We start from the raw sequence: 20,600 nt of genomic DNA on the forward strand, positions 1-20,600 counted from the left end.
AATGAATTGTATCTATTTGAAAAGAGACTATGAAAATAGAAAACAAATTCATGAATTTATTTGGCTCCAACAGCTTGGAAAACTGTTAGAGAGGAGAAATGGTCAAATAAACGAGGCAAATGTTACTTCGTAACGATGTTCACGAGCTTGTTTGGAACTGCTATTACCTTGACAATGTCTTTACCGGCGATTTCAGACTGAACTTTCTCATCAGCAAGAGCGATTGCTTCTAGCTCTTCGCGGCTGGCATCTTTTGGCACCATGAGTTTGGCCTTGACCTTGCCCTTGACTTGGACAACGATTTCCACTTCTGATTCCACCAAGAGGCTCTCTTCATAAGTTGGCCAAGCCACATGGGAAATGGACTCACCAGATGATGTCAAGACTTGCCAGAGTTCTTCTCCCAAGTGCGGCGCAAATGGGGCGATGAGTTGCACAAAGCCTTTGGCGTAATCCACATAGAGCTGATCTTCCTTATTAGCTGCGTTGACAAAAATCATGAGCTGAGCAATAGCTGTGTTGAACTTGAGCTGTTCGATCTGCTCAGTCACATTCTTAACCGTCTCATGGTAAACCTTGTCCAAGCGACCGTCATTTTCAGTTGAGATTTCCTTAGAGGTAATCAAGCGATAGACACGATCAAGGAATTTGCGTGAGCCTTCAAGACCTTCTTCGGACCAAGCGATTGAGGCATCAAGTGGACCCATGAACATTTCATAGACACGAAGGGTATCGGCACCGAATTGTTCCACCACATCATCTGGGTTGACCACGTTTTTAAGAGACTTGGACATCTTGGCTGGGGCTTGTTCTAGCTCTTCACCAGTTTCGATATGGAAGAAGCTGCTATCGCGTTTTTCAACCTTGTCCGTTGCGACAAGTGCACCGCGGTGGTCACGGTAGCTGGTTCCCAAAATCATTCCTTGGTTAAAAAGTTTTTGGAAAGGTTCCTTTGTCGGCACGACACCAAGGTCATAGAGGAATTTGTGCCAGAAACGCGCATAGAGCAAATGAAGCACCGCATGCTCAGCACCACCGATGTAGATGTCAACTGGCAGCCATTGTTTGAGCAAGTCTTCGTCAGCCAGTTTCTCATCGTTGTGTGGGTCGATGTAACGGAGGTAATACCAGCTTGAACCCGCCCATTGTGGCATGGTATTGGTCTCACGGCGACCTTTGACACCATCTTCACGGACAACTTCCAACCAGTCGGTCAGATTAGCCAGAGGACTTTCTCCTGTTCCGGACGGACGAATATCAGAAGTTTTTGGAAGCACCAGTGGCAATTCATTTTCTGGTACGGCTGTTGACGTGCCATCTTCCCAATGGATAATCGGGATTGGCTCACCCCAATACCGTTGACGACTGAAGAGCCAGTCGCGCAGGCGGTAGGTCACTTTTTCGTTGCCAACTTCGTTTTCTTCCAACCAAGCGACCATCTTGGCAATGGCGTCTTCTTTGTTTAAGCCATCGAGGAAGTCTGAGTTGATGTGTGCGCCGTCTTCAGTGTAGGCTGCCTCTTCGACATTGCCACCCTCAAGAACTGGAATGATGTCTAGGTTAAACTGCTTAGCGAATTCCCAGTCACGCTCATCATGGGCTGGCACTGCCATAATGGCACCTGTTCCATAGCTAGCAAGCACATAGTCGGCAATCCAGATTGGCATTTCCTTACCGTTGACAGGATTGATGGCATAAGCGCCTGTCCAAACGCCCGTTTTTTCCTTGGCAAGATCGGTACGGGCAAGATCCGACTTGAGGCTAGCTTGGCGTTTGTAGTCGGCAACAGCTTCGGCTTGCTCTGCTGTCGTAATGCTGTCAACTAGGGCATGTTCTGGTGCTAGGACGGCATAAGTTGCGCCAAACAAGGTATCTGGGCGAGTGGTAAAGACGGTGAAGTCCTTGTCTGTGTCTTTCACCTTGAAAGTCACATTGGCACCGGTTGACTTGCCAATCCAGTTGCGCTGCATATCTTTAATAGACTCTGGCCAATCTAGCTCTTCCAAGTCATTGAGTAGGCGCTCAGCATAGGCAGTGATTTTGAGCATCCATTGGCGCATCGGTTTGCGAACAACCGGGTAACCACCACGTTCAGAGGTGCCATCAGGCAAAACTTCTTCGTTGGCGATGGCTGTTCCAAGCTCTTCCACCCAGTTAACTGGCACTTCTGCTTCATAGGCCAAGCCTTTTTCGTACAATTTCGTGAAAATCCACTGGGTCCACTTGTAATAATTAGGATCAGTCGTATTGATTTCACGATCCCAGTCGTAAGAAAAGCCAAGGGCATTGATTTGACGCTTAAAGTTGGCAATGTTTTCTGCTGTAAATTCAGCAGGGTCATTTCCCGTATCCATAGCATACTGTTCAGCAGGCAAGCCAAAGGCATCCCAACCCATTGGGTGAAGGACATTATAACCTTGGGCACGCTTGAAGCGGCTCAAAATATCTGTCGCTGTATAGCCTTCTGGGTGACCAACATGAAGACCTGCTCCAGACGGGTAAGGAAACATGTCAAGTGCATAAAACTTAGGTTTTGACGCATCTGTTCCCGTCTTAAAAGTATGATTGTCCGCCCAGTGCTTCTGCCACTTAGGCTCGATGTCTTTGTGATTGTAAAAACTCATGGCATTCTCCAACTATCCAAAATTCTTTTGTAGCATCTATTATACCATTTAATGAAAAGATTTTAAATGCTTGAAACAAAAGGACACATCAAACGTATGAAGAATAACTTTAAAATAGCAAAACCAATCCTAAAATTTAATAGAAATACTATTTCATGATAGGAAACTTACCTTTTTCTAGAAGTTTGTGCTGACTTTCTATCAAAATATCCCAAATATCTTTGTTAGCATTTTTCAGATAGACCTGTTCGGAAACGCATTGAAAAAAACATTCTCTTTCATAAATGACCGTTCTCAGTTTGCAAATTGCTATTACAATCAACTTCTTAGACGCTAAAAAAATACGACATTTGAAACATTTTCAGTTTCCGAATAAGAGTTTCTTCATGTATTTGTCCTGCAAAAATCAATCCTGCTTTTAGTTGACTGTCCGATTAGTTTTTAAGTTTCTGCACGTTTTTCAGGACTTTATTGTATTGCCTACTTTTCTTGATGAAAAACGAGAGTGAGACAGAAGTCAGGATTTCATTGAAATCGACTTCGTTGTCTCACTCCCATTTTTATAGCTTTACCGAAAATAAGTACCTTAGAGATCTGCATCCAAAGTTTTATAAAATTGGATTGGACGTTGATCGTTAAGGAGGAAAGATTCTGGCGACAAGCGACGGAGCTGTTTTTGACCGGAGTGCCAGAAGAGGTAGATCAAACCAGCGGTCAGGAGAAATCCTAGACCATAACTGATCGGAGTTAGTCCAAGGCCAAGTCCTAAAGGTTCGCTCAAGATATACATGACTACTGCATAGAGCATGAAGATAGCAGGAACCAAGCTTACCCAGTAATTGCGCTGTTTTAGGACTAGGTAGCGAGTCGCAACTAAGAGCCCGATAACTGCTGTCACCTGATTAGCCCAGTTGAAATACCGCCAAAGGAGGTTAAAGTCTACCGTGGTCAGGACAAAGGAAACCACATACAATGGAATGGTCACCGCAAAGATTTTTGGCAAGGTGTCTTGTTTGATGTGAAGATAGTCCGCTAAAATTGTTCGTAGACTTCTAAAAGCTGACAAGCCTGATGACAGCGGTAAAACAACTACACCGACAATGGCAAATGTCCCCACCACACTTCCTAAAAGCATGACCATGACTTGATTAACCACCGCAGAAGCAGTCCCTGCTGCAATTATCTCAGACAGGGTTTTCCCATCAAAGAGACTCATGGCCGCTGCTGCCCAAATCATGGCAATCACGCCTTCTGTAATCATCATGCCATAGAAAGTGAAACGCCCTTCACGCTCATTAGTACATGTCCGCGAAACCATCGGTGCTTGCGTCGCATGAAAACCTGAGATAGCGCCACAAGATACGGTGAAGAAGAGAGCTGGAAAAATAGCGAGACCTGTCGGATGGAGGTTTTTAAAGGTTGCCACTGTCAAGTTCGGCATCTCAAAGCCACCCGTTAACAGTCTAAAGCCGACTGCAATGGTCGAAATCATGAGAATGACACAGAAAATTGGGTAGACTTTCCCCAAAGCCTTGTCAATTGGTAAGACGGTAGAGATTAAGTAATAGACAAAAATCAAACCAATAATAACTGCAACACTCACTGTTCCATCTGGTAAAATCGAATAAATTAGATTCGCAGGCGTCACCACAAACACTGTCGCTACCAAAATGAGCAAAAGCATGGAGAAGATGTTAATCACATGCTTCATGGATTTTCCCAAATAACGACTAGCCAATTCTGGTAGATAAGCCCCGTTATTACGCAAGGAAATCATTCCAATCATGTAATCATGCACTGCACCTGCAAAGATACAACCCAAGATAATCCAGAGATAGGCTGCTGGCCCATAGAGAGCTCCCATAATCGGACCAAAAATCGGTCCTGTTCCTGCGATATTTAAAAGCTCAATCATGCCATTTTTCCACTTTGGCATGGGCACAAAATCGTAACCATCTTTGAGCGCTTCGGCTGGTGTTCGACGTTTCTCATCAATCTGGAAATTTTTCTCAATGTAAAAGCCGTAGGTAAAATAGGCTAAGACCAGAAGGGCTATTCCTCCGAGAAATGTAATCATGGCTAAACCTCCTTGAATACTGAATGTCTTGTTTTTCTTGACCTCAGTATAGCAAAGAAAGATAGCTTATAAAGCGTTTTCATAGTCAGATGCGCCTATCTGCTGATGAAATGCTTAAATAGCTCTACGAACAGCTAACCTGCCTAATAGAAAATGACCTGCACTCAAAAAGCCGAGATTTTCCCGACTTTGACAACTATATTCCTAACCGCTGCTTCAATGATTTCACATGATTACGGCTGACTGGCGCCTTGTAACCTCCCTTTAGGTGGAGTTGTAGGGTCTGGTTGAACCAAGGCTCAATGGTTTCAATTTTTTCGAGCTGAACGAGATAGGCGCGATGGGTTCGCATAAAGGCATTTGGATCCAATCGTTCTTCCCAAACCAAGAGAGGATCAGAACTCTCATATCGTCGTCCCTTTGTAAGCACGAGACTCTTACCTTGCTGCGCTTCTACCATCAGAATATGATCCGTTGCGACCATATGAATGCGGCCATCGTCTTCAATGGGATGACTGGTTGCATAGAGCTGTTCTGGAGAAGCTTGGCCTGTGCCACGCAATTCCGATTCTCCCTTAACCTTATCCATGGCTTGAGCTAGCCGCTCAAATTCGTAGGGTTTTAACAAATAATCTCGGGCATTCTGCTCAAAGGCTGGAAGAGCGTATTGATCATAAGCTGTTGCAAATATAATCACTGGAGGATTAGGCATCTTATTGACCATCTCAGCTAAAGCCATCCCTGACTCGTCAGTCAAGTGAATATCCAAGAATAGCACATCATAGCCCTGCTGAACCAACAAGGCCAAAGATGAGGCAATCCCATCTGCTTCTTCTATCTCTAACTCCTGATCGTAGACTTCCAACAAATAGCGGAGCTCCGCTCGTGCTAAAGGCTCATCATCAACAATTAAAATCTTCATACAACCTCCTCGGATGTCTCTTTATGCCTTACTTGTTGCAAGGGAATCTTTATGGTAGCAACAGTCCCTTTCTCATCACTAACAAAGCGAAGGCTAGCGCCTTGTCCATACAGAAGTCCTAAGCGGCGAGTCAAATTATCGATAGCCGATCCCGTCCCTTCTACTGACCTTAGCTTCCCTTGGCCAAGCTGGGCCAGACGTTCTGGAGAAATCCCTACACCATTGTCCCTAACTTCTATTGTCAATCCTGCGTCAGTCTGATCCAACACCACTTCTAACACATTGCCAGATTTACGATTCCTAAAGGCATGTTTATAGGCATTTTCAACCAGAACCTGAAGGGCAAAGGGTGGAATGGTCTGTTTCACATCAACGCGTTCAGACCGAATCAAGTGATAAGACACTTTTTCGGGAAAACGGGCATTTTCAAGCGCCAAATAGGCATTGACCTGCTCCAATTCTTCAGCCAAGGGAATAAGATTTTGCCTGGTTCCCTGTAAATTGGCCCGCAAAAATTTACCGAAATCTTGAACTAGAACACGCGCTTTCTCACTATCCATCCGAATTAAGGCTGAGATGGTATTCAGCGCATTAAACAGAAAATGAGGGTTGACCTGAGCCTGCAAGGACTTGATTTCAGAATCCTGTAAGAGCCTCGTTGCTGTCTCTGCTTGGCCCAGCGCTAACTGGGTGGAAAAGACATTGCCCAAGCCCTGAGCTAATTGTTGCTCAACATGGGTCATACTGCGGCGCTCTGAAAAATAAAGCTTCAGCGTACCAACCGTTTCCTCTTTAACCTTAAGCGGAATCACGATCGCACTCGATAGTGGACAGGCCGAAACATGACAATCAATCTCCTCACGCCGATGAGCCAACAAGACTTGGCCAGAATCAATTGCTTGTTTTGCCAATGTCGTGAGAATCGCACCTTCTAGCAGATGATGGTCTTCTCCTTGCCCGACAAAAGCCAAAATGCGCTGACGATCCGTCAAACTAACCGCCGCCACCTGCATGTACTGCTGGATAATCTTTGCCACCGGCTGACAGGAAGCCACTGATAACCCCTGTCGCAGATAAGGTAACGTCTGATTAGCTAATTCTAACACCTCATAGGTCTGCACAGCTTTAGCCTGCTCTTCCAATTGCCGCGTTGCATTGATAATCGAGATGAAAATGGCCATTCCAAGACTATTGGTCACCATCATAGGCAGGGCAATGAGACGCACTAAGTTCAAAGACTGAACCCTGTCAGCACTCAGCAGCAAAATACAGAGCATCTGAAGCATTTCCATGCCTACCCCTAAAAGGAGAACCGTCACAATCCCAACTTGCCGCTGCCGTTTGCCAAAATATCTTCCAGCCAAACCTGATGTTAAACCAATGAGTACAGAGGAAAGGGCGTAGATCTGAGGTGCCAATCCTCCTTGAAGATAGCGCACAATAGCTGATATCAGCCCCACACCGAGCCCGACAAAAGGACCACCTACAAGACCCGCAACCCCAATAGCTAACACTCTGGTATTGGCTAGAGAGGAAGTCGTCTGAATCTGGCTAGTCGTCTGATTGAGAAGATCAAAACTCTCAGTCACCTCAACCCCAGTATAGTTAGCCACTACCGCAAACAAGCTAAACAGCAACAGCAAAGTCAGCTGACTCCTAACCATTCTCGGCCGATTCACCATCTGCTTAATATAAGGAATATGTACCAAAAGATAGGCCAGAATAATAATCAGACCACCACGTTCCAGCATCAATAAAAACAAATCCATACCACACTACCACCTATCCCGAAAACGCTACCACAAAAGTTAAGGTCTCCTTTATCTTAACAAATCGCCTTAAAATTTGCAAAAAACCTAAGAACCTGTTTCAAGCTTGACACTTTCATCCAAAGCTAAATTTCTACTCCTCATCATTGGTTTTTTCAATATCATCAACATCCTTTCAAAAAATCAACCTGACGATCGAAAAACAACCTCCTGAATCAAGGCACCCCACTTGTCAGACAGTTCCTAAAAGACAGATATGACCCAAAGTTATGTTGAAAAGTATTTTAGAAGCCGTAAAGATACACATTTGACAGTGAAAACCTTGTTTTTCTTTAAAATCTCACACTAAAAATATTTATTAGACTTGCTTGGAAACGCATTGAAAAAGCATTCTTCACATCTCTACATATAAAACCAGCTACAACTAAAGGAAAAAATGACCCCCAGATAAGAAATCAACACCCTAAGACAAAACAAAAAGCCCACTGCTGTAGGCTTTCTGTAAGGTAATCTTTGAAATTAAAGCATTTTGTTATCCACGCACCAAAACACATCAAAACCAACGGCAACCATATAAACTTTTTAAGCCTTTTCACCTCATTTTCTAACACTTAAAGAAACATAAGGGAAACTCAAAGGGTAGTTAAAAAGGTAGTATAAAACGAGTTCAGCAGGCAAGGCTAGCGTGGCAATCAGCTACGCTTTTTTTAACCCCAGAATGGAATATAATCGCCCTGTTGTAAAATCTTATCAACGGCTTGCCGTGCCTCTTCCTCTGATCGATAAACTGAGACGGTTTCCGTAAAGTCTTTAGTATGGTTTTGATGTCTAACTTCATAATGCCCAGGGTCTAGGTGTGTCACGAAAACAACACCGTTAGCCTTTTGCGTTGTTTGTTCTCTTAGTTTTGCTAATCTCTTTTTAATCGCTTGGTTCATCTTCAAATCTCGCTTCTAACTCCTCCACAACCTCCAAGACATTTTCAACCTCATGGGCTTTATATGCCATGGTAAGAACTGTTTGGGCTGATTGCTGGCGTGCATAAGGACTGACAGACTTATCTAGCATGATTTCCCTTAGCACCTCTACCGCCTCAACGCTAGCAGATTGTAAAAGGGCTGTGGTTTGTTGTACAACGTCCGTCCGCGCTTTTCGATAAGCTCTTCGGAACGTCAGGGATTTCATATAATTATATCCTGTTGTACGAGCTATACCAGCTTTTTGAGTTGCCTCATCAATCGTCTTAGAAGTCATCAATGCTAAGAGAAACTTTTCTTGTTTGGGTGTCAGCTTGTCAGTTGTCCCCACTTCCTGCCACCTCCTCTAAAATCGTTTGAATAGCCTGCCTACACTCCTTGCTAGCCCTAAATGTCTCATAATCTAGGCGGTGTGGAAAATCTTCCAATTTACCAGCAATTTCATCATTTAAGAGAAGCATAGGTAAGAAGTCAAACCATTGTTGTATGATTTCTTCCGTACTCTCCGTCTGTTCTTGTTCCAACTGCTGCCTCAACTTTTTCAGTCGTTTTAAGAGTGCTTGCTCATTCATCTACTACCCCACTTTCTGACGGTTTGTAAGTTGCCGCGTTTTCGGCCTGTCTATATCTATGTGCAAACTCTGGATCGCGTTTCAACTTCGATGCTAACCGACGTTCTAAGAATTGTAAATGTGCTGTAGGGTTATAATCATCTCGTCTAAAGTCCCAACGGTCTGTAGTCTTGTCATCATAACGTTCTTTTAGATACTTAAAACGAATAGTTATATCAAAATTTTCACTATCTCTGAAAATACGTTCATCAAATTCTTCAAACTCATATTTTGGTGCTTGTACCTCGCGTTTGGTCAGGCTTAACAAACCAGAACGAGCAGAAGAAATTGCCTTATCCAACTCGCCCAATAGACGGTTAACCTCTTCAATGCGTTTATAACCTGCAATAATATTGTAAGGCTGCTTTACAAGGGTCAAATTTAAGTACTGATAACCATTGGGTTGTTCACTATCAGGCACATAGAAAAAGCTTAGCCCCATATGATTTATCGCTCTTATAACGTTATTTTCTTCAGCCATTCTGCTGTACTCAGGATCGTTTAAATAAAAAGCGTCTTCCTCTGGTACTCGTTTTTGTAAAGCGGAAAGGATGCTTATGTTGTCTCTATAAGCTGTTTCAATCTTTTTCAGCTCATACCTAGACAAATCACGATTAGGGTCTTCTAACATCTCTTTGACTTGGTAGGTGTCCATCAAGGATAATTCCATATCAAAATCTTGCCGACGTAATAGCTCCGCCTGTGGATTGTCGTAAACATTACGGCTATTTTTAAAGCGTTTCTCAATCTCCGTTAACTTCCCTTCGTTTTCGGCGATTCTATTTGCCTTGTATTCTTTGTACATTTTTGCAAGTACCCCTTGACGCCGCTCCATATCTTCGTTTACTTTATCCGTGATGGTACTCCACTGCTGATATTTAGAAAGCTGATTCAAAGCCTCCAAATAAGTTTCCAAAATCTTCTTATACTCTTTTGTTTTTGTAAATCCTAGTTCAACCATTCTTTTTACCTCTCTTTTTTTACTGATTTACTGCATCGATTTTAACTCGCTACATTTTCAACACCTCCTAGCTCCAAAAAAGAACCCGACGTATATCAAATAAAACAGACTTGATCTGCTTTATCGATTGCGTCAGGTTCTTCCTCTTTTGCAATTTATTATAAATTTCTGCTAATTGTCGTCAAAACTTGGTAGGGCTGGCCATTTTTATATTTAATGGTGACCTCACCAAACCTTGGGATTTCAGCTGTTCCTATTATATCATTTTTAGGGTACAAAATAAAGCCTTTTTTCAATAATCCTTTTAGATATCCCTCATGATCCATCAGTACCGCTCCTTTATTTTATCTAGTTCGTCATTGATATTCTCTGTAAAAGAATAGGAAAACCGTACTCGGTATTCTCTAGCAATTAGCTTAGTGAATGTTGTAGGTTTAGCCTCTTCACCACAATTTTTTTGTATATAATTTTCAACTTCATTTATAAAATTTCTCACCTGGCTTGACTTCGGTAATATTACCTCATACGTAAATCGTTTCACTTTCAACCCCTCCTATGTGTTTCGTTTTGGTTAGTTTTGTTCATTTTCGCTGTATCGCATGCTTCAGCTATCCGCTCAAAAATACTGTTCAGATTGCGCCTGTGCTGGTATGTAACGGATAACTGACCCTTACGGTAGTCTATCTGATACTGCGGGTCTTTAAATGTACCCACCATATAGCCTATAATCGCATGGTTTACAAGCCAACATATCCGCGACAAATCTAAAATGCCTGTGGTAGCGATTTGTTACCATGTCAGTCCTCCATTTCTTTTGTATGTGATTGCAATTCTTTCTAGGCTTTCGGTCAGATCCTTGTCTGCCTCATATTCAGCAACCAGTCGCCAGCCTGTGGACAATTTGGTCAGCGTGATTTCAACATCGGGCTGTGGATATAAACCAATAATATAGCCTTGAATTCCTAGTTTGATTTTATCGATTATGTCAAACTGCTTTGCTCCTGTCTGATAGTGATATTTCTTCATTTCGTCCCTCCATTTTTTAATTATGTAAAATTTTACGATTTTGTGACATTCTTGAAAAAAGAACGACAGCATACCTATCTATTTTTATACGGTTGTTTTATTCGGTTATTTGAAAACTAGCTCTTTTCAACCCCTTGCGCCCCAAGGGTTTTATCAGGTTTATACAGTATTACGGTTTTTTGAGCGCTTTTTTATTTATTAAGCTCTCGGCCTTTCTCTTGGCTATTTTTTCTTAATATCAAAAATAACTGTATAAACATGATAAACCGTATAAAGTATAAGCTAAACCCTTGATATGACTGAGTTTTGATTTTATCGCCTTTTTTAAAAAGGTGCTAAAGTAAACTAATAACCGTATAAAGTCATTCCCTCTTGATTTTAAGGTACCCCCGTTCAAGTCTGGGTTTTCTTTGTTGCTCTGGGCGTGTCCTACCACTTTTAAATAAGTTATGGTTTGCCCACCCTGGTATATCATCCTTTGGTTGAAATCCTAGAGGCAACTCCCTGCCCGCTGGTGTCATCTTGGAATGCACCACAAACGTAGACGGTAAATGCTTCCTAATCTCCCGATGCAAAGCGTTCACCTTCAGGCTAGAATGGTGTTTATAATATTCTAGGTATTCACCCCATAGCCACCAGATGAAATAGTTGGGTAGGAACTCGCTTTCTAGTTCGTCCGTGAAAAATTCATCTACAAAACTAATAACGGGATTCATATCCTGCTGGAATTGGTGAAGCAGTTCCCTGCTGGCTTTTGGGTTGATGTCCATGACTGGCGTTTCAATAGCTAGTTTTAGAAGATACTCCAGAACTTCTTTACGTTTGATATAATCCTCTCGGATAGCCTTGTTAGGTTTGCCTTTGAAGGCGTTAGTAAACGGTAACACCCTGAAACGTCTATCTATTGCCCCTTTGTCCCCATCCATACGTGGAAAACCGTTTGACGATTGAATAACCGTCATCTGTAAATTAAGACTATAGGGCTTCTTGCCTTTTTCTTCAATGGTCAAAAGATCCTCAGTAGTCAAGCTGAATAGCTCAGACGTATCTTTGATAATAGCATCTTTCTGCACGTCATCCCCAATCACAACGGACTTGCCTAGTAAAATGGATGTCGTAAACCGGCTTTTTTCTAGTCCTGTGATTTTCAGACTGGCCACATTGTCCAAGCCTACCAAGTTGATGATCAGTTGCTGAAGCGTTCCCTTACCAGTTCCACCCTCTCCATAGAGCCAAAAGATTTTTTTAAGCGGTAAACCAGTCACACATGCCCTAATCATTTGTAAAGCTAACTGATAACTTTCTTCATCTTGGTCAAATAGCTCTAGTAACCACCCTTCAGGCGTCCAGCCGTTAATATTTGGTTGCTGGGCATTCGGGTTGTAATTTGTGTCAATTTTTCGGATGACCGCAACTGTTGGATTAAATTCACTGAATTGATTAGTACGGTGATTATAGAGACAATTGCCAAACGCTGTAAATTCATTCTGATTCGTCCTCAGTGGACTTTTACGGCCAATCTTATATAATACATCTTCGGCTTGTCTTTCGCTAAAGACTGGATTTATTAAGCTGATTAAATCCTTCATCAGCTCATTATCCTCTAAGTAATAACCTTTGTCTGGATTGTAAAAATACAGTGGCGCACGCTGGTTTTTGGTTGCTGGTTGAATACGGATGAAACGGATGGATTTTTTAAGCATCAGGGCAACCCCTAGCGGATCTTTAGGAATAGCTTTCTTTTCGGCTTCTTGAGCTTTTTTCTTAATGTCGTTCTCAGCCTTCTGCCGTCTCAGATCGCCGTGCGGATGTTGTCGCCTCTCCCCATTGGCATAGTCCTTTTCATCCTGTTCAATTTCCTTAATCTTAATGATATAGTCAGGGTCATTCTTGGCTTCCTCATAAGCCTGGTCATAAGCTTCTTTTCTCAGACGCTCAATCTCATTATAGAGCTGTCCCTTTACATTTTTAAAAGTCTTAAAATATGTCTCAACCTTTTCTTTTTCTGGGACTTGATTGCCATCTACCGTTTTGGGCAGTTCGTCATCCTTTAAAATTTTATTAACAATTTCTTCCTTATCCAAGCTCTACCTCCTTATATATCCTTTTCATTGTTGCTAGAAAATGCCCTGCTAGGCCTTTCCGTCTAACAATAGCACTAAATACCTGTGTGACCTGCTCAAAGTCATAGCCGTGTAAAAACATCAGCTTAATGAGTGCTGTCGTGTCCTGCTTGGTGTATAGCCCTGTGGTGATGGTATCAAATAACCAGCCGTTAAATGGCAAGTACTGGCCTTCTCTAGTCTTGGTTAGCTTGTTACCCTCTAAGTCGTCTAATATACCTATCAAGTCACCACTTGCCAAAGCTATCGGATAATCTCTAACCACTTGCCAGCTATTCAGCTTGATTAATCTATCTACAACCTTGACCATCAAGCCCTTGTAATAGAAATCTACTAAACAGCTATCCAGCGGTTCAAGATACAAAAATTTGAAGTGCTGGCCATTCTTTAAAACCCTAGTCGGTGTCTGTTTGAGAAAGCTAAATAGCTGTAATTTATCCTGTGAGATAATGAGTTCAATAATTCTGTACATGTCATCACCTCTTACGCTTCTTTTGCAAACGCTTTTGAGCTTTACGCCTTTCTACTTCCTCAATTGTCAAGCGCCTATCCTTAATGTTGCTCTCTTGGCCAATCTTCAGATTACGCAATGCAGGGTGTTTTAAGTATCTAGTCATTTTCCACTCCTTTAGTCTACCGTTAGAAAGTTATAAACATCACTTTTGCGGTAATAAATTTTCTTGCTTTTATCAAATGGTGACTGATATGGCCTTAATCCCCGCTTGACCCATCTGTTCAATGTCGTTGCACTAATTCCAAGTTTTTTCTTTAAGTCATCATGAGCAATTAAGTCCCAACCATCATTATGTTGGCGTTCTAGCTCTAGCCTCTTTTCAAGATGAGCATCAACTTTGGCTAAAAACTCCAATTCGGCTTCTCGCGATAATATATGCATGCTTTACCTCCTCAAAAAACTATGAATGATCCACGGTGTAACCTGTGGCATTTCCTGCACTGGTTCGGCCTCTGGTTGCTCAATCGTTAGCATAATTGGCCGTGTCCATAAATAGATGACTAACGGGATCAGTACCGAAAACAGTATGATATACTGTTCTGGGGTTAGGTTGAGTTCTTGCATGTCAAATCTCCTCACGGTGTTTCTTGCTTAGGCTTTCATGCTCTGCCTTTAAGTCTTTCAATGCATATCGTACAGTGTTAATAATGGCCATGTCAGTAGCATTCCCAAAACCTGTACCAACTAAGTCAAGAGTTCCCTGAAGATCCGCTAACTGACCAAGCAAGCCCTCGTAATCGACTAGAATATCATTAGCTTTATTTGTCATGCTTCAAAGCCTCCAGTTCTCTAGCGTTGTCATTGTTCAACAATAAAAAGGCGATTTCATCTAATTTTTTGAAAAGTTTTTTGTTCTGAGAATAAGCAGTATCGATGTACTTCCTCATCATCCAAAGCGCCACAGTTGAATCTTTACCCATAGCAAACTCTGGGCCATCTAAAACTATGTTATTCATCTCTAGACTGTTCATGATGCCTGTTAATTCATCGCCCAAGCCCTCTAACTGTTTGGGGCTGAGTAGTACTGTCCTAGGTTGTTCTGGTTTTGTCTTAGTTGATTTAGTTGTATCTGTCATGTTGCTTTACCTCGCTATATTTTAATGATCTGTGTAATGGCCCTAGGGGCTTTTTCCTGATTTTAAAGACTTGTTTCTTGCTATACTCGATTTTCTTATACAGATTTTAATAGCCTAGACTATCCCCAGTGGTCTAGCCACCTCAGACTTACCAGGTTGCCCCGTGGTCGTGTAAGCCTGCGCCAAAATAATAGCCTAGCTGTGTGTAATTTTCTTAGGGTGGTTTAGTTTTCACTAATGGCAATACCAGCACCTAGTACTTTTATTCTTCCCATTTTTAAGGGGTAGCGCCCTCCGTCTGGATATGGTATAATGGTTGTACTAAAATCCCTTTAATAATAGCTTGCCTGCTATTTGTGGTTTTTAGTTATGTCTTAAAGCCTTGCTGATTTGGTCGTCTGCATAAGGCTTTTTTTGTTGTCTATGCGTAAATTTCTGTCAGCTCCTTAAAGACTTGATCAGGGGTTTTATTCATAGCTTTTTGCTGTAATTCCATAGCTTTCAAGCGGTCGCTATCTTTAGCGGTTGCTTTTTCTATGATTTCCTGTGTAGCCAGTACCTGCTTAAAGTAAGTATCTAGCTTCAGGCGCTTGCCCTCGCTGATTTCTTTCTCTTCGATTTCTTTGTTTCGCATTTTGAAATTAGTCAGCTCGCCCGTCTCATTGTCTAGCTTGTACGAGATAGCCCCACGGCTACGCCATACCGCTAGCCGTTGCTTAATATCTGCGATATCCCAACCCATTAGACTATTTTCAAGGTCTTCTAAGATAATAAAGCCGTTAGCATCGTAAATCTGGGCTAGTAGCTTTTGTGTGAATGGTGTTCGTGTCATTTGTCGCTCTCCTTAATAATCTTCTGCTAGCCATTCCATAGCTTTAGCGTAGACACTGTTCTTGACTTCGCCACCCTCGCACAATTTGCGATAGGTAACCTGCGTCACTCCAATTTCTTCGCCGGCTTCTTTAGCAGTCAATCGCTTGTCTGCTTGTTTTCGGCGGATTGCTTTTGCTTGTTTTGAGGTAATAAGCATGTTGGTAACTCCTTTCTAAATAATAACTAACATTTTTTGTTAGTGATTGTATTTTACTAACTTTATTTGTTATTGTCAACCCCTAAATAACAAAAAATGTTAAAAATATTGAAAATAATATCTTTTTACTATATAATGAATTTGAGGTAATAAGTTATGAATAGATTAAAAGAATTGAGACAAGAAAAAAATGCTAAGCAAGAAGACTTAGCAGAAGTTGCCAGCGTATCAGCTATGACTATATCCCGTTGGGAAAATGGAGAAAGTCAAATTAAACCAGACAAAGCCCAAACACTGGCTGATTATTTTGGAGTGAGTGTGGCGTATTTGTTGGGTTATGAGGAAGCTGATACTCTGGAGAATATACTAAAAGAGGCTGAAGAATACCTAGGATTAACAGAAGAAGACTTGCTAGCACAAGACTACACTTCAAAAATCAAAATCGCTTTAACCGAAATGTCCAATATCCCTATATTAAAGAATGAGATTATATATAATTTAGATTTTTTGTCATTTGATAATTTAAAAGCTATTAATCAAATTGTCCGTGATTTACCTAAAAAAGAAGATACAGACAACTAACCCCCTTCCCATCATCAGGCGATAAACAAATCAAGATTTTCGCCCTTATCGAGGTGGATAAGGCGGTCTAAAGAGGAAAAAGAAATGGAAAAAGGGTTTTTACACCAACAAAAAGGCTTACAAGCCTACTCTGATAAAAATTTTTCACTAGCAGAAAAAGAATTAAATACTGCTATATCACTTGGCTTTGTTTCTCCAGGGGCCGTTAGAAAACTTGCTACGCTTTACAGAAAACAGAAAGAATACAATAAGGAAGTCAAATTGTTAGAATTAGCAATTGTTGAAATCCCTAAAAGTAAAGAATTCCATAAGACTGATCTATCTTATTTCCGTGATAGGTTATTGAAGGCTCGGAAATTACTTAAAATCTAACCCTATCTATACGGGTACAGTTCTACTTTTCACTACGCCTATCAGTGAACCATTTTTCTGGTACTATCATATTTTTCCCACATTTTGCGTTTATCTGCGCATTCATACTTGACTTTGGGGACTTGCTAGGGTTATAATAATCTCACAAGTGATGAGAGTTTGCATCTGCAAACAAAAAAACCCCAACGTTCCAGCGTTGAGGGTTTTCTTTTGGCTCTTTAGCTATCTCTAGCTATCGCCTTGGGCTCATTTCTTGCGTGAGTTGAGCCAATACTCAAACAATGCTGTGAGGATAGCCACAAGCAAAGGTGCAAGAAACAATGTGATGAGTTGTTGCATCCGCATTCACCCCCTTTCTATCCCAAAGGGGCAAAGCCATTATACCAAAACCCCACTAACTGACAAGGCTCTAAAAAGTCTTCTAAGCCGTTTCAGACTGCCCTGGCACATTTCCCCCATCCAACCCAAAACAAACGAAATAGGGCATTCTCGTAGCTTCTGGGACGCAAAAAAAGCCCTTAGAGTTTTCCACGCTCCAGGACTTTAAAAAATAGATTATTATACCACAATTTCTATTGTTTTATTTTCGGACATTAATCCGATTACGGATATTATACCAAAATTCATGAAAACCCTCAATCTAAAATCCCCTTTAATAATAGCTTGCCTGCTGATAGTAGAAAGAGGTTATATCATGAATATCAAACAAATCACCAAGAAAAACGGAGATACTGTCTACCGTGCCAGTGTCTACTTAGGCATTGACCAGGTAACAGGTAAGAAAGCAAGAACAACAGTTACAGCAAACACTAAAAAGGGTATTAAATTAAAGGCTAGGGAAGCCATCAATACTTTTACTAAGAATGGCCACACAACCAAAGAAAAGCCCATAGCAACCACTTATAAGGAGCTTGTCTCCCTGTGGTGGGAAAGTTACAAAAACACCATTAAGCCAAACTCTCAGCAATCCATGGAAGGTATCGTGAGACTGCATATATTGCCTGTATTTGGCGCTTACAAGCTGGATAAGCTAACTACCCCAGTTATCCAAAAACAAGTTAATAAGTGGGCTGATAGCGCTAATCAGGGCATTAAAGGAGCATACGCTAACTATAGCTTTCTAAACAATAACAATATCAATAAGCGTATTCTTCAGTATGGCGTGACTATGCAACTATTACCATACAATCCAGCCCGTGATGTTATTGTGCCGCGTAAGCAACAGCAGAAAAAAGATAAGGTCAAGTATTTCAGTAATCAGGAACTAAAACAGTTTCTTGGCTACTTAGACACATTGGATCAATCAGATTATCAGAATCTCTTTGATGTCACCCTATACAAGCTACTACTGGCCACCGGTTGCCGTATCGGTGAAGCCTTAGCCCTTGAATGGTCTGATATTGACCTAAAGAGCGGTACAGTAAGCATCACTAAGACCCTCAATCGATACCTGGAGACAAACACTCCTAAATCAAAGGCAGGGCTAAGAAATATTGAAATAGACAAAGCTACCGTGTTAATGCTGAAACAATATCAAAAACGCCAGCGTATCCAGTCCATGCAACTAGGGCGGTATGAAAAAGTGGTCTTCTCAGTCTTTACTACCAAATACGCTTATGCTTGCAATCTTAGAAAGAGACTACAAAAGCATTTTAAGGCTGCTAACGTACCTGATATTGGTTTCCACGGTTTCCGCCATACTCACGCTACCATCATGCTTTATGCTGGTATAGAAGCTAAAGACTTACAGTATAGATTAGGTCACTCCAATATCTCTATGACCTTAAATACTTACGTCCACGCCACACAAGAGGGCGCAAAAAAAGCCGTCTCTATCTTTGAGACAGCTATCAGCAATTTATAAATAGTAAGGGTGTTCCACCTTGGGACTACCCTCTTACTATACAAAAATTCAGCAAAGGGTAACAAAAAGGGTAGTAAAATTAAAAAAGCACATTGGAATAACGCTCCAAAGTGCTTAATATCAAGGCTTTACAGCCCATCTTACCCAAATAAGTATTACAACATTTTGTTGTAGAATTCTACGACAAGGGCTTCGTTGATTTCTGGGTTGATTTCGTCGCGTTCTGGCAAGCGAGTCAATGAACCTTCCAGTTTTTCAGCATCGAAAGATACAAAAGCTGGACGTCCAAGAGTTGCTTCAACGGCTTCAAGGATCGCTGGAACCTTAGCAGACTTTTCACGAACTGAAATCACTTGACCAACTTCAACGCGGTACGATGGAATATCAACGCGTTTTCCATCAACAAGGATGTGACCGTGGTTTACAAATTGACGGGCTTGACGGCGAGTTGTCGCAAGACCAAGACGATAAACAACATTGTCCAAACGGCGCTCAAGAAGAACCATGAAGTTGAAACCAAGAGTTCCTTCTTTGATTTTAGTTGCTTGTACGAACAAGTTACGGAATTGTTTTTCACCCAAACCGTAAGAGAAACGTAATTTTTGCTTTTCAGCTAGTTGCAAGCCGTACTCAGAAAGTTTCGAACGGTTATTTGGCCCATGTTGACCAGGCACGTAGTTACGACGTGCTAATTCTTTCCCTGTGCCTGTAAGAGACAAGCCAAGGCGACGTGATTGTTTCCATGATGGTCCTGTATAACGTGACATGTTATCAGTCCTCCTCTTAAAATATATTTTCGAGGAAATAACGTCTTACTTAATCCTGATTCGTGCAGATGCCCTTCGCCTAAACAGCCAAGGTTACTTGTATTGCAAGACAACTGTTGACGAGCTTCATATCAAGCTGCTGTTATTTCACACAGAGATTATTATAACACAAAAAAAAGCCCAATGCAAGGCTTTTTAACTGTTGTCACGACAAACTCATGAAAAGAACACTCCTTAGTTTTTCTGAAATAGCAAAAGCCCGTCACAAAAATTAAAGAAAATTTCCCTTTTTCTATGGGTTTGGCATAACCAGCTGCACTGTAGCGATTAGATATCAATCCTCAGATTCTACTTCATCAGTAAAGTCATCATCATCTTCATCTGCAAGCTCAACATCATCGTCAATCTCATCATCCGGAACGATTTCGTTCAACTCAGCGTCATATGATTCCACTTCATTCTTCTCATCATCAGGGTTTTCTTCATCATATTCACTACTTGGGGTATGAATTTCTTCATCTTCTGGATCATCGTCATTGTAATCGATAGCATCTTCATCGCCATCCATAAAGGCATTAACACGCTTTTTCTTACGTTTTGGTGCGCCATCCTCGCTATCTTCTTCAAGCGTGATCACTTCCTCATCTATCTCGTCAATAGCATACCATGAACGAAGACCCCATCTATTCTCACCGAGAGGAATAAAGGATCCATCAACATTAAGGTCTGTGTAAAAATTCGGCAGGGCATCACGAATCTCGCTATTAGAACGACCTAAATAGTTTTGAATTTCGTCTACCAAATCGTTAAAATACATCTCATTATCACGACCGCGCGCTTCTAAAATCGCACGCGCCACCTCAATCATAGACAACTCGGCCTTATCCTGACCTGCAAATACATCAAATTCCATATTGACTCCTTATTCTAGTCTTCTATCTATTTTACGCTAAAAACGCTAAATAGTCAAAGCATTTACAAGTCAAATAGAGCAAACCGAACAAAAGTTTGAGCTTGATAAACTTGAAATCATGAGCATCTCTGAATAGTTTACCTTTTCCTACACCTACACATTTGCTACCCGTACTATCTCAATAACAAAATGAAGATAGTTAAAAAGCGCATCTCATATGGAGCAACACTAGCTAAACAGGCAGGTATGAGCTTGGAAGCCATTTCAGAAGCATTAACCCACAGCGACACCTTAACAACACAAATTTATGTGAATACTTCTAACGTTGTACCGTTGACTGTCGACACTTTTGCCTACGAAAATCTTCAAAATAATTAGGGGAAACTTTTCAA

Annotated in this window: 23 protein-coding genes and 1 pseudogene; 4 read left to right on the top strand and 20 right to left on the bottom strand. The window is 41.4% G+C overall.

Translation table 11 applies throughout. The annotated features are described in order from the left end of the window. Window positions 1–122 precede the first annotated feature (122 nt). The 18 genes from leuS to A3I5_RS0107620 all read right to left on the bottom strand — a co-directional run bounded on the left by leuS (window position 123) and on the right by A3I5_RS0107620 (window position 15,710). Window positions 123–2,624, bottom strand: a complete 2,502-nt coding sequence (gene leuS / locus A3I5_RS0107525) for a leucine--tRNA ligase (RefSeq protein WP_018373992.1) — start codon at window positions 2,622–2,624, stop codon at window positions 123–125. A gap of 586 nt (window positions 2,625–3,210) precedes the next feature. Further along, a complete protein-coding gene (locus tag A3I5_RS0107530; RefSeq protein ID WP_018373993.1) occupies window positions 3,211–4,701 on the bottom strand; it encodes a carbon starvation CstA family protein in 1,491 nt (496 codons plus the stop codon). A gap of 196 nt (window positions 4,702–4,897) precedes the next feature. Next, window positions 4,898–5,623 carry a LytR/AlgR family response regulator transcription factor gene (locus tag A3I5_RS0107535; protein ID WP_018373994.1) on the bottom strand — a complete coding sequence of 242 codons (726 nt, stop codon included), beginning with the start codon at window positions 5,621–5,623 and terminating at the stop codon, window positions 4,898–4,900. Further along, window positions 5,620–7,392: a sensor histidine kinase gene (locus tag A3I5_RS0107540; protein WP_018373995.1), complete on the bottom strand. Its 1,773-nt coding sequence runs from the start codon at window positions 7,390–7,392 to the stop codon at window positions 5,620–5,622. The genes A3I5_RS0107535 and A3I5_RS0107540 overlap by 4 nt, the downstream gene beginning before the upstream one ends. A 707-nt stretch (window positions 7,393–8,099) precedes the next feature. Then, window positions 8,100–8,330, bottom strand: coding sequence for a hypothetical protein (locus A3I5_RS0107545; RefSeq protein ID WP_018373996.1), 231 nt, complete (start codon window positions 8,328–8,330; stop codon window positions 8,100–8,102). Further along, window positions 8,314–8,700 carry a hypothetical protein gene (locus A3I5_RS0107550; RefSeq protein WP_018373997.1) on the bottom strand — a complete coding sequence of 129 codons (387 nt, stop codon included), beginning with the start codon at window positions 8,698–8,700 and terminating at the stop codon, window positions 8,314–8,316. The genes A3I5_RS0107545 and A3I5_RS0107550 overlap by 17 nt, the downstream gene beginning before the upstream one ends. Beyond that, complete coding sequence (locus A3I5_RS0107555; protein ID WP_018373998.1) at window positions 8,687–8,941, bottom strand: hypothetical protein; 255 nt, start codon at window positions 8,939–8,941, stop codon at window positions 8,687–8,689. Before A3I5_RS0107555 ends, A3I5_RS0107550 begins: the two co-directional genes overlap by 14 nt. Continuing rightward, on the bottom strand, window positions 8,934–9,941 hold the full coding sequence (locus A3I5_RS0107560; protein WP_018373999.1) for a hypothetical protein: 1,008 nt from the start codon (window positions 9,939–9,941) through the stop codon (window positions 8,934–8,936). Before A3I5_RS0107560 ends, A3I5_RS0107555 begins: the two co-directional genes overlap by 8 nt. Window positions 9,942–10,099: 158 nt before the next feature. After that, window positions 10,100–10,267, bottom strand: coding sequence for a hypothetical protein (locus A3I5_RS12750; RefSeq protein WP_018374000.1), 168 nt, complete (start codon window positions 10,265–10,267; stop codon window positions 10,100–10,102). Between the two features lie 463 nt (window positions 10,268–10,730). Next, window positions 10,731–10,967, bottom strand: a complete 237-nt coding sequence (locus A3I5_RS0107575) for a hypothetical protein (RefSeq protein WP_018374002.1) — start codon at window positions 10,965–10,967, stop codon at window positions 10,731–10,733. A gap of 362 nt (window positions 10,968–11,329) precedes the next feature. After that, window positions 11,330–13,051 carry a DNA primase family protein gene (locus A3I5_RS0107580; RefSeq protein WP_018374003.1) on the bottom strand — a complete coding sequence of 574 codons (1,722 nt, stop codon included), beginning with the start codon at window positions 13,049–13,051 and terminating at the stop codon, window positions 11,330–11,332. Further along, window positions 13,044–13,562 carry a hypothetical protein gene (locus A3I5_RS0107585; RefSeq protein ID WP_018374004.1) on the bottom strand — a complete coding sequence of 173 codons (519 nt, stop codon included), beginning with the start codon at window positions 13,560–13,562 and terminating at the stop codon, window positions 13,044–13,046. The genes A3I5_RS0107580 and A3I5_RS0107585 overlap by 8 nt, the downstream gene beginning before the upstream one ends. Window positions 13,563–13,566: 4 nt before the next feature. Further along, window positions 13,567–13,707, bottom strand: a complete 141-nt coding sequence (locus tag A3I5_RS12755; protein ID WP_018374005.1) for a hypothetical protein — start codon at window positions 13,705–13,707, stop codon at window positions 13,567–13,569. Between the two features lie 11 nt (window positions 13,708–13,718). After that, complete coding sequence (locus A3I5_RS0107595; RefSeq protein ID WP_018374006.1) at window positions 13,719–13,985, bottom strand: MerR family transcriptional regulator; 267 nt, start codon at window positions 13,983–13,985, stop codon at window positions 13,719–13,721. A 184-nt stretch (window positions 13,986–14,169) separates the two neighbouring features. Next, window positions 14,170–14,373, bottom strand: coding sequence for a hypothetical protein (locus A3I5_RS0107605; RefSeq protein WP_018374008.1), 204 nt, complete (start codon window positions 14,371–14,373; stop codon window positions 14,170–14,172). Further along, entirely contained in the window at window positions 14,363–14,680 is a 318-nt protein-coding gene (locus A3I5_RS0107610) for a hypothetical protein (protein WP_018374009.1), read from the bottom strand. The genes A3I5_RS0107605 and A3I5_RS0107610 overlap by 11 nt, the downstream gene beginning before the upstream one ends. Window positions 14,681–15,101: 421 nt before the next feature. After that, a complete protein-coding gene (locus tag A3I5_RS0107615; protein ID WP_018374010.1) occupies window positions 15,102–15,512 on the bottom strand; it encodes a hypothetical protein in 411 nt (136 codons plus the stop codon). A 12-nt stretch (window positions 15,513–15,524) separates the two neighbouring features. Further along, window positions 15,525–15,710 carry a hypothetical protein gene (locus tag A3I5_RS0107620; RefSeq protein ID WP_018374011.1) on the bottom strand — a complete coding sequence of 62 codons (186 nt, stop codon included), beginning with the start codon at window positions 15,708–15,710 and terminating at the stop codon, window positions 15,525–15,527. A 156-nt stretch (window positions 15,711–15,866) separates the two neighbouring features. Here A3I5_RS0107620 and A3I5_RS0107625 point away from each other — a divergent pair, with 156 nt between their 5' ends. The 3 genes from A3I5_RS0107625 (at window position 15,867) to A3I5_RS0107635 (ending at window position 18,528) form a co-directional block, all read left to right on the top strand. Continuing rightward, the gene (locus A3I5_RS0107625; protein WP_018374012.1) at window positions 15,867–16,292 is read left to right on the top strand and encodes a helix-turn-helix domain-containing protein; all 426 of its coding nucleotides are present in this window, start codon (window positions 15,867–15,869) and stop codon (window positions 16,290–16,292) included. Window positions 16,293–16,376: 84 nt separating this feature from the next. Then, window positions 16,377–16,664 (top strand): hypothetical protein, encoded by a 288-nt coding sequence (locus tag A3I5_RS0107630; RefSeq protein WP_018374013.1) that lies wholly within the window; start codon window positions 16,377–16,379, stop codon window positions 16,662–16,664. Between the two features lie 694 nt (window positions 16,665–17,358). Beyond that, complete coding sequence (locus A3I5_RS0107635; protein ID WP_018374014.1) at window positions 17,359–18,528, top strand: site-specific integrase; 1,170 nt, start codon at window positions 17,359–17,361, stop codon at window positions 18,526–18,528. 155 nt (window positions 18,529–18,683) lie between these two features. Here the strand turns inward: A3I5_RS0107635 and rpsD are convergent, their stop codons facing one another. Both rpsD and rpoE read right to left on the bottom strand, forming a co-directional pair. Further along, a complete protein-coding gene (gene rpsD, locus A3I5_RS0107640; protein WP_018374015.1) occupies window positions 18,684–19,295 on the bottom strand; it encodes a 30S ribosomal protein S4 in 612 nt (203 codons plus the stop codon). Between the two features lie 334 nt (window positions 19,296–19,629). Then, complete coding sequence (rpoE, locus tag A3I5_RS0107645) at window positions 19,630–20,208, bottom strand: DNA-directed RNA polymerase subunit delta (protein WP_018374016.1); 579 nt, start codon at window positions 20,206–20,208, stop codon at window positions 19,630–19,632. 174 nt (window positions 20,209–20,382) lie between these two features. Here rpoE and A3I5_RS12355 point away from each other — a divergent pair. Further along, a pseudogene (locus tag A3I5_RS12355) lies at window positions 20,383–20,586 on the top strand (site-specific integrase); the annotation flags it as partial. Window positions 20,587–20,600 lie beyond the last annotated feature (14 nt).

Origin of the sequence: Streptococcus merionis DSM 19192 (assembly GCF_000380085.1) — a bacterium.
Lineage (GTDB): Bacteria > Bacillota > Bacilli > Lactobacillales > Streptococcaceae > Streptococcus > Streptococcus merionis.